The sequence below is a fragment of the Curtobacterium sp. ME-Dv--P-122a genome, from assembly GCF_030209645.1.
Taxonomy (GTDB): domain Bacteria; phylum Actinomycetota; class Actinomycetes; order Actinomycetales; family Microbacteriaceae; genus Curtobacterium; species Curtobacterium flaccumfaciens.
In genome coordinates, this window is sequence record NZ_JARVRO010000006.1 from 613,149 (window position 1) to 626,271 (window position 13,123).

Annotated in this window: 15 protein-coding genes; 10 read left to right on the forward strand and 5 right to left on the reverse strand. The window is 71.5% G+C overall.

What is annotated here, in order from left to right:
* Positions 1–70: 70 nt before the first annotated feature.
* From QRN49_RS07890 to budC, 3 genes are all read left to right on the forward strand, one after another.
* Complete coding sequence (locus QRN49_RS07890; protein ID WP_284755058.1) at positions 71–838, forward strand: HAD family hydrolase; 768 nt, start codon at positions 71–73, stop codon at positions 836–838.
* Between the two features lie 73 nt (positions 839–911).
* Positions 912–3,422: a glycoside hydrolase family 65 protein gene (locus tag QRN49_RS07895; protein WP_071406211.1), complete on the forward strand. Its 2,511-nt coding sequence runs from the start codon at positions 912–914 to the stop codon at positions 3,420–3,422.
* A gap of 192 nt (positions 3,423–3,614) precedes the next feature.
* Complete coding sequence (gene budC / locus QRN49_RS07900) at positions 3,615–4,382, forward strand: meso-2,3-butanediol dehydrogenase (RefSeq protein WP_111099607.1); 768 nt, start codon at positions 3,615–3,617, stop codon at positions 4,380–4,382.
* Positions 4,383–4,406: 24 nt separating this feature from the next.
* On the opposite strand, the gene QRN49_RS07905 is transcribed toward budC, so the two are convergent.
* Genes QRN49_RS07905 through QRN49_RS07915 form a run of 3 tightly spaced genes read right to left on the reverse strand, consistent with a single transcriptional unit; the run spans position 4,407 to position 5,595 of the window.
* Positions 4,407–4,793 (reverse strand): VOC family protein, encoded by a 387-nt coding sequence (locus QRN49_RS07905; protein ID WP_209129648.1) that lies wholly within the window; start codon positions 4,791–4,793, stop codon positions 4,407–4,409.
* Positions 4,790–5,305 (reverse strand): DUF1697 domain-containing protein, encoded by a 516-nt coding sequence (locus tag QRN49_RS07910; RefSeq protein ID WP_284755062.1) that lies wholly within the window; start codon positions 5,303–5,305, stop codon positions 4,790–4,792. The genes QRN49_RS07905 and QRN49_RS07910 overlap by 4 nt, the downstream gene beginning before the upstream one ends.
* 26 nt (positions 5,306–5,331) lie before the next feature.
* Positions 5,332–5,595 (reverse strand): hypothetical protein, encoded by a 264-nt coding sequence (locus QRN49_RS07915; protein WP_244993283.1) that lies wholly within the window; start codon positions 5,593–5,595, stop codon positions 5,332–5,334.
* A 103-nt stretch (positions 5,596–5,698) separates the two neighbouring features.
* Here QRN49_RS07915 and QRN49_RS07920 point away from each other — a divergent pair, with 103 nt between their 5' ends.
* Positions 5,699–6,163, forward strand: a complete 465-nt coding sequence (locus QRN49_RS07920; protein WP_284755064.1) for a prevent-host-death protein — start codon at positions 5,699–5,701, stop codon at positions 6,161–6,163.
* A 191-nt stretch (positions 6,164–6,354) separates the two neighbouring features.
* On the forward strand, positions 6,355–6,807 hold the full coding sequence (locus tag QRN49_RS07925; RefSeq protein ID WP_017887957.1) for a hypothetical protein: 453 nt from the start codon (positions 6,355–6,357) through the stop codon (positions 6,805–6,807).
* Between the two features lie 181 nt (positions 6,808–6,988).
* On the opposite strand, the gene QRN49_RS07930 is transcribed toward QRN49_RS07925, so the two are convergent.
* A complete protein-coding gene (locus QRN49_RS07930; protein ID WP_111023334.1) occupies positions 6,989–8,464 on the reverse strand; it encodes an NCS2 family permease in 1,476 nt (491 codons plus the stop codon).
* Positions 8,465–8,621: 157 nt separating this feature from the next.
* Here QRN49_RS07930 and folE point away from each other — a divergent pair, with 157 nt between their 5' ends.
* The 5 genes from folE (at position 8,622) to QRN49_RS07955 (ending at position 12,443) form a co-directional block, all read left to right on the forward strand.
* On the forward strand, positions 8,622–9,233 hold the full coding sequence (gene folE, locus QRN49_RS07935; RefSeq protein WP_209081142.1) for a GTP cyclohydrolase I: 612 nt from the start codon (positions 8,622–8,624) through the stop codon (positions 9,231–9,233).
* Positions 9,230–10,165, forward strand: a complete 936-nt coding sequence (folP, locus tag QRN49_RS07940; protein WP_284755067.1) for a dihydropteroate synthase — start codon at positions 9,230–9,232, stop codon at positions 10,163–10,165. The genes folE and folP overlap by 4 nt, the downstream gene beginning before the upstream one ends.
* Positions 10,162–10,911 carry a pyrimidine reductase family protein gene (locus tag QRN49_RS07945; RefSeq protein ID WP_284755069.1) on the forward strand — a complete coding sequence of 250 codons (750 nt, stop codon included), beginning with the start codon at positions 10,162–10,164 and terminating at the stop codon, positions 10,909–10,911. The genes folP and QRN49_RS07945 overlap by 4 nt, the downstream gene beginning before the upstream one ends.
* Before the next feature lie 87 nt (positions 10,912–10,998).
* A complete protein-coding gene (locus QRN49_RS07950; protein ID WP_111028938.1) occupies positions 10,999–11,652 on the forward strand; it encodes an HAD-IA family hydrolase in 654 nt (217 codons plus the stop codon).
* A 248-nt stretch (positions 11,653–11,900) separates the two neighbouring features.
* Positions 11,901–12,443, forward strand: coding sequence for a type 1 glutamine amidotransferase domain-containing protein (locus QRN49_RS07955; RefSeq protein ID WP_071245566.1), 543 nt, complete (start codon positions 11,901–11,903; stop codon positions 12,441–12,443).
* A 62-nt stretch (positions 12,444–12,505) separates the two neighbouring features.
* On the opposite strand, the gene QRN49_RS07960 is transcribed toward QRN49_RS07955, so the two are convergent.
* Positions 12,506–13,105 (reverse strand): molybdenum cofactor biosysynthesis protein, encoded by a 600-nt coding sequence (locus QRN49_RS07960; RefSeq protein ID WP_260688441.1) that lies wholly within the window; start codon positions 13,103–13,105, stop codon positions 12,506–12,508.
* Positions 13,106–13,123: the final 18 nt, after the last annotated feature.

Below are 13,123 nucleotides of genomic sequence, written 5' to 3' on the forward strand. Positions count from 1 at the left end.
CGTCCGGACTGGAGCGGTCCTAGACTCGTCGCGAGCCATTCGTCCACCACCAGTCCCCGGAGGACCGCAGATGACGACGCAGGACCAGCGCACGCCCGCGCGACTCAGTGACCAGCGAGCGCTCCTGTTCGACCTCGACGGCGTGCTCACCCCGACCGCCGACGTCCACATGCGTGCGTGGAGCCGACTGTTCACGCCGTACCTCGAAGCACACGGGGTCGCGCCGTACACCGAGCAGGACTACTTCACCTCCATCGACGGCAAGCCCCGCTACGACGGCGTGCGCTCGCTGCTCGAGTCGCGCGGCATCGACCTGCCGCAGGGCACCCCGGACGACGCGCCCGACACCGACACCGTCTGCGGGCTCGGCAACCGGAAGAACGCGGAGTTCACCGCCGAGCTCGACGAGCACGGCGTCGAGCCCTACCCGGGGTCGCTCCGGTTCCTGACCGCCGCGATCGCCGCAGGCATGTCCGTCGCGGTCGTCTCCAGCTCGGCGAACGCCACGTCGGTGCTCCGGACGGCGGGCATCCTCGACCGGTTCCCCGTCGTCGTCGACGGGCTCGTCGCGCGCCAGGACGGCCTGACCGGCAAGCCGGCGCCCGACACCTACCTCGACGCAGCGACCCGGTTCGGGCTCACCGCCGCCGAGTGCGTCGTGGTCGAGGACGCCACCAGCGGGGTCGAAGCCGGCCGCAACGGTTCGTTCGGTCTCGTCGTCGGTGTCGACCGCGGTGCCGGGGCGGACGCCCTGCGCGAGCACGGTGCCGACGTCGTCGTGGCCGACCTCGACGAACTCATCGACCAGCTGCCCGCACCGGCCACCAGCACGACGTAGGCCACCCTGCCGGACGCTCCCTGGCTGCCGGCCGCACCGACGTACCCATCTCCCTCCCTTCCCACGGAGCAGCATGAACCCCATCACCTCGGACCCCCTCGACCGCGTCCGCTACCCGATCGACGAGTGGGCCCTCGTCGAGACCGAGTACACCCCCGACGAGCAGGGCGTCGCCGAGACGAACTTCGCCGTCGGCAACGGGTACCTCGGCCTGCGCGGCAACCTCGACGAAGGCCGTGGCGGCGTGCAGTACGGCACGTACATCAACGGGTTCCACGAGACCTGGCCGATCCGGCACGCGGAAGACGCCTTCGGCTTCGCGAAGACCGGGCAGACGATCATCAACGCGCCCGACGCCAAGGTCATCCGCCTGTACGTCGACGACGAGCCGCTCGTGCTGGCCGAGGCCGACATCCTCCGGCACACGCGTCGGCTGGAGTTCCGCGGCGGCTACCTGTTCCGCGAGACCGAGTGGTCGACGCCGTCCGGCAAGCGGGTGCTCATCCGGGCACGTCGACTCGTGTCGTTCACCGATCGGCACCTCGCCGTCATCGACTACGAGGTCACCGTGCTCGACGCGGACGCCTCGATCCTGCTGTCCAGCCAGATCCTCAACCGCCAGGACGTGCAGGACGAGTACCACGCCGGCATGCGGGCCGCGGCGAACGCCTTCGACCCGCGCAAGGCCGAGTCGTTCACCGAGCGGGTGCTCGTGCCGAAGCTCAAGCGCAGCACCGGCGGCCGTTCGGTCCTCGGGTACCAGGCGTCCAGCTCCGGCATGACGATCTGCGTCGGCGTCGAGCACCACATCGAGACCGAGAACAGCTGGGACGAGTCCTCCTCGATCGAGGACGACCTGGCGAAGCACGTCTACCGGGTGCAGGCCCGCGCGGGGCAGCCCATCCGGCTCGTGAAGCACGTGGTCTACCACACCTCCCGCGGGGTGCCCGTGCGCGAGCTCGCGGACCGGTGCGACCGCACGCTCGACCGCGCGCACGCCGAGAACGTCGACGAGACCTTCGCGAAGCAGCGCGACTGGCTCGACGACTACTGGGCCCGCAGCGACGTCGAGATCGCCGGTCAGCCCGCGATCCAGCAGGCCGTCCGCTGGAACCTCTTCCAGCTGGCGCAGGCCACCGCCCGCACCGACGGCCACGGCATCGCCGCGAAGGGCGTCACCGGCTCCGGCTACGGCGGCCACTACTTCTGGGACATGGAGATCTACGTCCTGCCGTTCCTGTCGTACACGGCGCCGATCGTCGCGCGGAACGCCCTGCGCTTCCGCTACAACATGCTCGACGCGGCACGGGCGCGGGCCCGCGAGCTGAACCAGCGCGGTGCACTGTTCCCGTGGCGGACGATCAACGGTGAAGAGTCCAGCGCGTACTACGCCGCCGGCACCGCGCAGTACCACATCGACGCCGACATCTCACATGCGCTCATGCAGTACGTGCGGGCCTCGGGCGACCGCGAGTTCCTGAAGCGCGGCGCCATCGACGTGCTCGTCGAGACCGCGCGGCTCTGGGCCGACCTCGGGTTCTGGCGGTCGAACGGTGACAAGAAGTTCCACATCGACGGCGTCACCGGACCGGACGAGTACACGACCGTCGTCGACGACAACCTCTACACGAACGTCATGGCGCGGGCGAACCTGTGGTTCGCCGTCAACGCCTGCCGCGAGCTCGCCGCCGACGACGCCGAAGAGTACGACCGCATGGTGCGCCGGACCGGTCTGCAGCCGGACGAGCTCGTCGAGTGGGAGCACGCCGCGGAGTCGATGGAGATCCCGTTCGACCCGCACCGCGGCATCCACCCGCAGGACGCCCAGTTCCTCGACAAGGAACTCTGGGACCTCGAGAACACCCCCGAGTCCAAGCGCCCGCTGCTGCTCCACTACCACCCGCTGGTCATCTACCGGTTCCAGGTGCTGAAGCAGGCCGACGTCGTGCTCGCGTTGTTCCTGCAGGGACACGAGTTCACGGCGGCCGAGAAGCGTCGCGACTTCGACTACTACGACGCACTCACCACCGGCGACTCGACGCTCTCCGCGGTCGTGCAGTCGATCATGGCGGCCGAGGTCGGGTACCACGACCTCGCCGACCAGTACTTCCAGACCGCGCTCTACGTCGACCTGGCGGACCTGCACGGCAACACCTCGGACGGCGTGCACATCGCGTCGACCGGTGGCATCTGGGGTGCGCTCGTCAACGGCTTCGGTGGCATGCGCGACCACGGCGGGCGGATGAGCTTCAACCCGCGGCTGCCGAAGCACTGGGACCGTCTGTCCTACCGTCTGACGGTGCGCGGATCGCGGGTCCGGGTCGACCTCGAGCAGGAAGCCATGACGCTCACGGTCGAGACCGGTTCGGGCTTCACGGTGTGGGTGCACAACCAGCAGTGGGACATCGAGGCGGGGGAGCCCACCGTGGTGCCGCTGCCGCACCACGGGCCGCGGATGTCCGGGCACGCCCCGACCACGAGCGACATCCAGGGCACGCTGCGTGCGGACGGCTCGGTCATCACCGCGTCGATCCCGACGATCTCCCTGGAGCGCGACTTCGACCTCGACGACTCGACCGGCTGACGCCGGTACCTGCCCTGCGCCGCAGTAGCACGTCGCCCCGGTTCCGCCTCGCGGGGCCGGGGCGACCTGTGTTCCCGGGACGTTGCCGGCGCCTCCGAACGCGTCCAGTCGGTCCGGGGCACCGTGGTCTGCCGTGCCCCTCGGGTCGATGGCGTCTCCCCGGGCACGGTTCGTGCAACGAGAGGAGACATCATGGGCAACCGGTTCGAGGGCAAGGTCGCGATCGTCACGGGCGCGGGGTCCGGCATCGGTGAGGCGACGGTGCGGGCGTTCATCGACGAGGGCGCGTCGGTCGTGCTGACCGACAGCGTCGAGGAGAAGGTCCGCGCGGTGGGCGACTCCCTGCCGACGCACCGGGTCGTCGCCCTGCACGCCGACGTGGCGAGCCCGGAGGACTGGGAGACCGTCGTCTCGGCGGCGATCGACCGCTTCGACCGGCTCGACGTCCTGGTGAACAACGCCGGAACCTTCAGCTCGGGCGACATCACCGACATCAGCACGGCCGAGTGGCGGCGGGTCATCGAGACCGACCTGTCCGGTGTGTTCTACGGCACCCGGGCGGCCCTGCCGTTCCTGCGCGAGACGAAGGGGTCGATCGTCAACACCTCGTCGGTCTCCGGTGAGGACGCCGACTGGCGGATGAGTCCCTACAACGCGGCGAAGGGTGGCGTGACGAACTTCACCAAGGCCGCCGCGCTCGACAACGGACAGTTCGGCGTGCGCGTCAACGCCGTCGCTCCGGGACTCATCTGGACCGACCTGACCCAGGAGCAGGCGGAGGACGAGGCCCTGCAGTCGAAGTTCACCGAGCGCATCGCCCTCGGCCGCGGGGGTCGCTCTGCCGAGGTCGCCGAGGCGATCCTGTTCCTGGCCAGCGACGCGGCCTCGTTCATCACCGGTGCGGTCCTGCCGGTGGACGGCGGGACCATGGCGAGCAACGGGCAGCCGCCGCAGGCCTGAGCCACCCCGGCGTCGGCGGCACCGTCAGCTGGCGACGAGCTCGACCTTGAACCGCTCGGCGTCCTCGAGGAAGGCCGCGTGGTGCTCCGGGCCACCGGCGAACGGGTGCCGGTCCTCGTACAGGCGTGCCCAGCCGTGACCGGGAGCCTCGGCCCAGAGCCGCTCCACCGTCTCGGCAGCACCGGCGTGGAACGCCAGGTGGCTGAGGCCCGGTCGGCGCCGGTCGTGGTCGCCGTCCAGCGGCGCCGATTCGAGGACGACGTACAACGGGCCCAGCCGCCAGCTCCGGCCGTGCTCCCAGCGCTGGAACGGCTCGTAGCCGAGTTCTCCGAGCAGCCAGCCCCAGGGGCCGACGGCGGTGTCGAGGTCGGCGGTGCGGAGCTCGACGTGGTGCAGCGTGCCGAGTGTCACAGGAGCTTCCGCAGGGTGTTCGTGTTGCGGGTCGTCGTCGTGTGCTTGAAGCGGGCGGCGGCGGCCCGCTTGGCGAACACGGTGTCGGTGCTCGACCCCTTCGGACACGACCAGTAGACGACGCCGTCCCCGCGGGTGACCTGCTCGACCGACTCGTCGAGTTCGAGGTCCGCGACCAACGCGTCGAGCGCACCGTCGTCGGACCCGAACACGACGTAGTCGTGCCGTTCGTCGGCACGCGCGAAGGGGAACCCGTCGACCACGGCCGCGAGGGCGTCGTGCCGGACGAGCACGATCCAGGCGTCGTACCCGAACCGGTCGCGCAAGCCCTGCTCGATCGACGTCTTGAGCTGCTCGGCGGGCACGTCGGCGGAGAACACGACGTTGCCCGAGGCGAGCACGGTGCGGACGTCGTCGAACCCGAGCCCTCGGAAGAGTTCCGCGAGCTCGGCGCTCCGGATCGTGATGCCGTTCACGTTGACCCCGCGCAGCAGCGCCACCCACCTGTCCATGTCCGGACGGTAGCGGTCCGGGCCGCTCACGTCCACGTCCGGGCCACACCCCAGCCGGCACCCTGCGGCACGATGTCGACCACCAGGGCCTCGCCGTCGTCGTCGCTGGTCGCCTGGAACCGCCAGCCCACGGTGCGTTCGGGCGCATGGGTGATCGCGGTGGGCAGTTCGGCGCGCGTCACGGTCAGCCGCGTGGGGGTGTCGCTCACCCGCCAGCGCCGTCCGGCCCACACCAGCCGGGTCGGCGTGCCCTCGGCCCACCACACCGTGGCGGCCGTGTCGGTGATCATCATCGGGTCTCCTCATTCGAACGTGTGTTCGAATGGTAAGTGTGGACCTCCGACGTCGCAACCGACCGTTGCGTTCAGAACACGTTCTGAATAGGCTCGATCCATGACGCTCGTCGCTCCGCCCCGATCCCGACGGTCGGTGCAGTCCTCTGACCTCTCCCGCCACGCCAAGCAGGTGTTCGCTGCCGCCGAGGAAGCCCCGCTCGAGGTCACCCGTCGCGACGGGAAGCCCCTGGTCCTCACCACGAAGGAACGATCCGACGACGACGACGCGGTCCTGGACATCGCGGCACAGCTCATCGCCGCGTTGACGCTCAACGAGCAACTGCCGCTCCACGATCGGCTGGCGATCCCGTACCCGTGGATCAAGCTCCTCAGCGCCGCATCCCAGCAGCGCTTCGCCCGGGAGATCGTCGACGTCGCCCGTGGCTCGTTCTCGCTCCGGCAGCCGCGCAGGCTCCTGCTCGAGATGCAGGCGTGGCGCAACAGTGCCGAGGCGATCGCCGCGGGCTGGGACACCGGAGAGCCGGAGATCCTCGCCGAGCCGATCCGCGTCGAGAAGCCCTGACGCGGTGGCGGGCCGGCGCGGCGGGGTCCCCCGGCCGATCCGTTCGACGGAGTACACGATCGTCTTCGGGACGCGCGGCGCGGAACAGGGGTGGCGCGACGTGGTGGCGGTGCAGCGGAACGCAGTCGCACCACCCCAACCAGACGAAGTGACTGCGCTCGGCCTCGGCAGCCCTCGTGTAGACGGGACCCATGACGAACGACGCACAGGGCCCCGACGCGCAGCACCAGGTTCCCGAGGGGGTGTCCGAGGCCACGGTCGAGGCACTCGGCAGCCTGTCCGCCGCGGTCGAGGTCATCGAGCACGCCCGCGGCCTGCTCTACGGGTTCCACCGACTGACCGGCACCGCTGACCTGAACCTCGGTGAGGCGGTCGAGCAGCTGCGGAAGGCCGGGCACACCGAACTCGCCGAGCGCATCGACACCGAACTCGTGGGCCGCAACGTCATCGCGGGCCGCTGGACGTTCCAGATCGTCGAGGACTACGACGACGGCTACTACGCCCTCGCCAAGGAGCTCGAGCGCACCGCGCGCGACGAGCTCGTGCAGGGCCGCCGCCACCTGTTCGAGGCGGGCATGAAGGAAGACCGTCGCACCCAGGACCAGCGCCACCACGAGGCGACGCCGAGCGACCTGCCGGACTGACCACGGGCCTCCAGGCCGACGCGGCGGACGCGGCCAACGCCGCCGATGCGGTCGACCGCGTCCCACCCGCCCGCCGCCGCACAACCAAAGACGGCTCGCGCCACGGAACCCCGTGGCGCGAGCCGATCTTGGTTGTGCCGGACCGAACCGAACCGTCCGGAAGCAAGGTCGGACGAACGCCTCAGCCGACGCCGAGCAGCGCCTCCAACGGCCCCCGCGCGAAGTACAGCAGGAAGCCCGCGGCGACGACGTAGAGCAGCCACGAGACCTCGCGGCCGCGGCCGGACAGCAGCTTGATGAGCACCCAGCTGATGAAGCCGGCGCCGATGCCGTTCGCGATCGAGTAGGTCAGCGGCATGACGACGATCGTCAGGAACGCCGGCAGGGCCGACCCGAAGTCCGTCCACGAGATGTCCGCGACCTGCGCGACCATGAGCGCACCGACGACGACGAGCCCGGCGGCGGCGACCTCGAGCGGGACGACCTGGGTGAGCGGTGTGAGGAACATCGACGCCAGGAACAGCAGGCCGGTGACGACCGAGGCCATGCCCGTGCGGGCGCCCTCGCCGATGCCGGAGGCCGAGTCGATGAAGACCGTGTTCGACGACACCGACGCGCCACCGCCGGCGATCGCACCGACGCCCTCGACGACGAGCGCCGACTTCAGGCGGGGGAACGTGCCGTCGGGCTTCGCGACACCGGCGGCCTTGGCCAGACCGGTCATGGTGCCCATGGCGTCGAAGAAGTTCGTGAAGACCAGGGTGAAGACGAGCATCGACGCGGCGAGCGGGCCGATGCGGGTGAAGGCACCGAAGACGTCGGCGTGGCCGACGAGCGACAGGTCCGGCACGGCGAACAGTGCGCTCGGCAGGCCGGGGGCGTTGAGGTTCCAGCCGGTCTTCGAGTCGACCGACGTCGGCACCTGGAAGATCGCCTGCAGGATGATCGCGATGATCGTGGTCGCGACGATGCCGATGAGCAGCGCACCCTTGACCCGGCGGGCCATGAGCGTGCCGATGATGATCAGGCCGATGAGGAACACGATGGTCGGCAGGGCGCCGACGGAGCCGTCCTCGCCGAGCTGCAGCGGCGGCGAGGCGAGCCCGGAGGACCGCACGAAGCCGGAGTCGACGAGCCCGATGAACGCGATGAACAGGCCGATGCCGACGGTGATCGCAGCCTTGAGCTGAGCCGGGACGGCGGTGAAGATCATCGTCCGGATGCCGGTCAACGCGAGGATCACGATGATCACACCGTTGATGACGACCAGGCCCATCGCCTCGGCCCAGGTGACCTGGTGCACGACGCTGACGGCGAGGAACGAGTTGATCCCGAGCCCCGCGGCGATGCCGAACGGCAGGTTCGCGATGATGCCCATCGCGATGGTCATGACGCCGGCGACGAGGCCGGTCGCCGCGGCCACCTGAGCGTTCTCGAGCCATCCGCCGCTGACGTCCTTGGCGGCCTGGTCGGCGCTGAACCCGCCGAGGATGAGGGGGTTCAGGATGACGATGTACGCCATCGTCACGAACGAGACGAGGCCACCGCGGACCTCGCGGGGGATCGACGATCCGCGTTGCGTGATGGAGAAGAATCGGTCGAGGCCGGTCGCGAAGCGGTTCCGGGGCGTGGTGTCGGTCTGCGGGGCGCTCACCACGAGAGTTTAAAGGACGCTGGGTTTCGGGCGTGTCACACCGGTCTCACAGGTTGTGACGGCCGGGAGGCCCGTTCCACGCGGTTCGTGCACCTCGCGCTGGGCGTCTGCCCGCGTTCTCCGGCCAGGGCTGGTGTTGGATGAGCGGGTGACGTCACCCATGGACCGCGCCCGTGTGGAGGCCGCCGTCCGCGAGCTGCTGCTCGCCATCGGCGAGGATCCCGACCGCCCGGAACTCACCCGCACCCCCGCCCGGGTCGCCGACTCGTACGCCGAGTTCTTCTCCGGGATCGGCACCGACGCGGTCGCCATCGCCCGCGACGGCACCGTGCACGCCGAGGACGGCGAACGCGGTCGGCTCGTCATCGTCCGTGACGTGAAGTTCCGCTCCGTCTGCGAGCACCACCTGCTGCCGTTCCTCGGGGTCGCGCACCTGGCGTACGCGCCGGGCGACCGGCTCATCGGGCTCGGCACGCTGGCGCGGGTGCTCGACGCGGTGGCCTCCCGTCCGCAGCTGCAGGAGCGGCTCGGCGAACAGGTCGCCGCGACCATCGCCGAGGGGCTCGGCGCCGAGGGCGTCCTGGTGGTCCTCGACGCGCAGCACCAGTGCGTCACGACGCGTGGGGAGCGCCAGACCGGTTCGACGACCGTGACGGTGGCGGCGACCGGTTCGCTCGCCGACGCCGCGGGACGGGCCGAGGCGATCGCGCTCATCGGTGCGGGGCGTGGGACCGAGGCCGAGCACGACGAGCGTGCCGGGGCGGACGCATGACGGGCCTCCCGGACGGCGCGGCCGGACCCGGCGTGGCCGAACCCGGCTGGGTCGTGCCGGACCTGCGCCACCCGGTCCGGACGTTCGGCCGCCGCACCATCGACTTCGACCACCGCATCGCCGTGATGGCGATCGTGAACCGCACCCCCGACTCGTTCCACGACCGCGGCGCCACCTTCGAGCTCGACCAGGCCGTCGCCGCCTCGGTCCGTGCCGCCGAACAGGGCGCCGACTGGGTCGACATCGGCGGCGTGAAGTTCGCCCCCGGTCCGGAACTGCCCGCCTCCGACGAGATCGACCGCGTCGTGCCCGTCGTCGAGCAGCTCGCCCAGCAGTCCGACGTCGTCATCAGCGTCGACACCTTCCGCCCGGAGGTCGCCGCAGCGGCGATCGCAGCCGGGGCGACCGTCGTCAACGACACCACCGGCCTGTCCGACCCGCGGATGGCCGCCGTGGTCGCCGACTCCGAGGCCACCGTCGTCATCACGCACTCGCTCGCCGAACCCCGACGGCCCCTGCCGGCGCCGCCGCAGTACGGCGACATCGCGGGCGAGGTCGTCGCGTTCCTGCGCGAACGGGTCGACCGGGCGCTCGCCGCGGGCATCCCCGAGTCGCGGATCATCGTCGACCCGGGCCACGACCTGCACAAGAACACCGTGCACACCCTCGAGCTCACCCGTCGGCTGCCCGAGGTCGTCGCGCTCGGCTACCCGGTCCTCGCCGCGGTGTCGAACAAGGACTTCGTCGGGGAGTCGCTCGGACGCCCCCGCGGGGAACGGCTCTCCGGATCGCTCGCCGTGGCGACCGTGAGCGCGATGCTCGGCGCCCGGATCGTCCGGATGCACGACGTCGCCGAGAGCGTCGACGCGATGCGCATGGTCGAGGCCACGCTCGGATGGCGCACCCCCGTGGAATCGAGGCACAACACGTGAACGTCCTGCCCCCGTCGATCGCGGACCTGTCCGACGACGACCTGCTCGACCTCTACACCGCCGACGCCGGGGCCCTCTGGCTCCGGGTGAACTTCGTCGCGACGCTGGACGGTTCGGCCTCGGCTGCCGGGGTGTCCGGGTCGCTCGGCGGCGACGACGACCTGCGCGTCTTCGACCTGCTCCGCCGGGTGGCCGACGTCGTGCTCGTCGCCGCCGGCACCGTCCGTGACGAGGGCTACGGGCCGATGGTCCTGCACGACGCCGACGTCGCCTGGCGTCGGGCGCACGGCAAGCCGGATCACCCCGTGTTCGCGATCGTCACGGGCTCGCTGTCGCTCGACCCGGGGTCTCGGGTGTTCACCGAGGCGCCGGTGCGCCCGATCGTCCTGACTTCGGCGACGGCGGCTGCGTCGTCGAAGGCCCAGGCGCTCGCCGAGGTCGCCGACGTCGTGCCCTGCAGCGCGGAGGACGAGCCGGACTCGGTGGACTCCGGACGGATCCGAGGCGTGTTGGCCGACCGTGGGCTCGGGATGATCCACTGCGAGGGCGGGCCGTCGTTCCTCGGGGCGCTCATCGCCGCGGACGCCGTCGACGAGCTGACCCTGACGATCGACCCGTCGCTCGAGGGCGGGGAGGGGCCGCGCATCGCCCGCGGGTCGTCGCCGGAGCTCCGGCGGATGCGACCGGCGCACGTGCTGCTCGGTGCCGGCGGTGTGCTGCTCACCCGGTACGTCCGGGCGCACTGACACCGCTCGACCGCGGACCGCGGGCGCGCTGACACCGCTCGCGCGCGGACCGCGGGACGGTCGAGCCCGTGGGCTAGGGTCGGGCGCGTGATCGACATCGTGGCGTCCGGGGTCCTCTTCGACATGGACGGGACGCTCGTCGACTCGACCGCGGTGGTCGAGGCGACCTGGACCCGGTTCGGCCACGCGAACGGCATCGACCCCGACGAGATCCTCGCGTTCTCGCACGGACGGCAGGCGATCGACACCCTGCGGCGCTTCCTGCCCGACCTGCCCCTGGCCGAGCAGCAGCGGATCGCGGCGGAACTCGTCGCCGAGGAGACCGCGAGCACCGAGGGCATCCTCGAGATCCCCGGCGCCGTCGCCTTCGTGCAGCGGCTCGTCGAACTCGGCGTCCCGGTGGCCCTCGTGACGAGTGCCCCGCGTGACCTCGCCGCGGGCCGGATGGCCGCCGCCGGGTTCGCCGTGCCCGAGGCCTTCGTGCCCTCGGAGGACGTCGAGCACGGCAAGCCCCACCCCGACGGCTACCTGCGCGGAGCTGCCCTGCTCGGCGTCGACCCGACCGACTGCGTGGCGTTCGAGGACGCCCCGGCCGGGTTGGAGTCCGCCATCGCCTCCGGCGCGACCACGGTCGTCGTCGGGCCCCTCGAGCACCCGGTGACGGCCGGCCTGCACCGCGTCCACGGGTACGACGGCCTGACCGTCGAGCGCGACGGTGACGCCTTCCGCATCCGCGGCTGAGCCCGGCGCCCGTCCTGCGCGCCCGCCGGTCTGCCGCCGGTCAGGACACCCCGCCCGGCCTGCGCCGAGTGGTCAGGAACCGTCGGCTGCGCCGCCGCCTACCGACGCTTCGTGACCGTCCGGCGGACGTGAGCGGGGAGTCGTGACCAGTCGGCCGGGCGCCGGACCGCCCCTGGAGGCCTGCCCAGCCGACCCCGACGACCCTCGGGTGTGCGGCCGGAACGACCGGGCCGCGGAAGGAGCGGATCATGGCAACCCTCGACGGCAAGAAGATCCTCGTCATCACGACGAACTACGGCGTGGAGCAGGACGAGATCGTCGTCCCCACCGAGCAGCTGCGTGAGCGCGGTGCCTCGGTGACCGTGGCGGCGAAGGAGACCGGCACGATCCAGACGCTGGTCGGCGACAAGGACCCAGGGCAGACCCTCGAGCCGGACACCACCATCGCCGGTGTCGACGCGAAGGACTTCGACGCGCTCGTGATCCCCGGCGGCACGATCAACGCCGACACGCTGCGCCAGGAGTCCCGCGCGGCGACGCTCGTACAGGCCTTCGCCGAGGCGAGCAAGCCGGTCGCGGCGATCTGCCACGGCCCGTGGACCCTCGTCGAGGCGGGTGTGCTGTCGGGCAAGACCGTCACGTCGTTCCCGTCGCTGCAGACCGACCTGCGCAACGCCGGTGCCGAGTGGGTCGACCAGGAGGTCCAGGTCGACGGCGGCTTCATCACGTCCCGCACCCCGGACGACCTGCCGGCGTTCGTCGACGCGATCGAGAGCGCCCTCACCGCCTGAGCACTGCGCCGTCTGAGCCGAGTCTCGGCCGGCGCAGGACGGTCGCCCGACCGGCGACCGCGTCAGCCGAGCGCCACGGGGCGGGCCGTGCGGAGCACCGCCGGACCGAGGGTGAGCACACCGTCGGACTCCGGGTCGCACCGCACGCCGCCCCGGCCGCGCATCGCCCGGAACGCCCCGGGGGCCACCTCGTGGTCCATCCAGGCGCAGGGGTTCGCCGCGCGGTAGCCACGGAACCGGACGGCACGACCGAGGGCGTCGCTGCCGTCGCCACCGGGAAGCAGGCTCTCCAGCGAGAACGGCTCGCCCCGCAGCGCCTCGACGTCGGCACCCCGCAGGAACACGTTCCGCCGGGTCGCAGCGGGGTCGACGGTCGCCCCGATCGCCGTGCCGACGGCCTCGAGGCCCTCCATCCCGATCACCGTGACCGAGGCGTGCACGTGCGCCCGGGCCGCGAAGTACCGGTCGCCGACGATGCCCAGCCCGGCCCGCAGCTCGATCCGGTCGCGTGACTCGTCCGGATCGTCCGCGCCCACCGGCAGCGCGCCGTCGGCCGGGCGTCCCTCGTACCGGTGCCGCGGCGAGACGAGCAGCAGCGCGACCTCGACCTCGGTCCGGAACGGCAGGTCGTCGAGACCGGCCACGTCGTCTGCGGAAGTCACCCGGCCAACGCTAGCCGG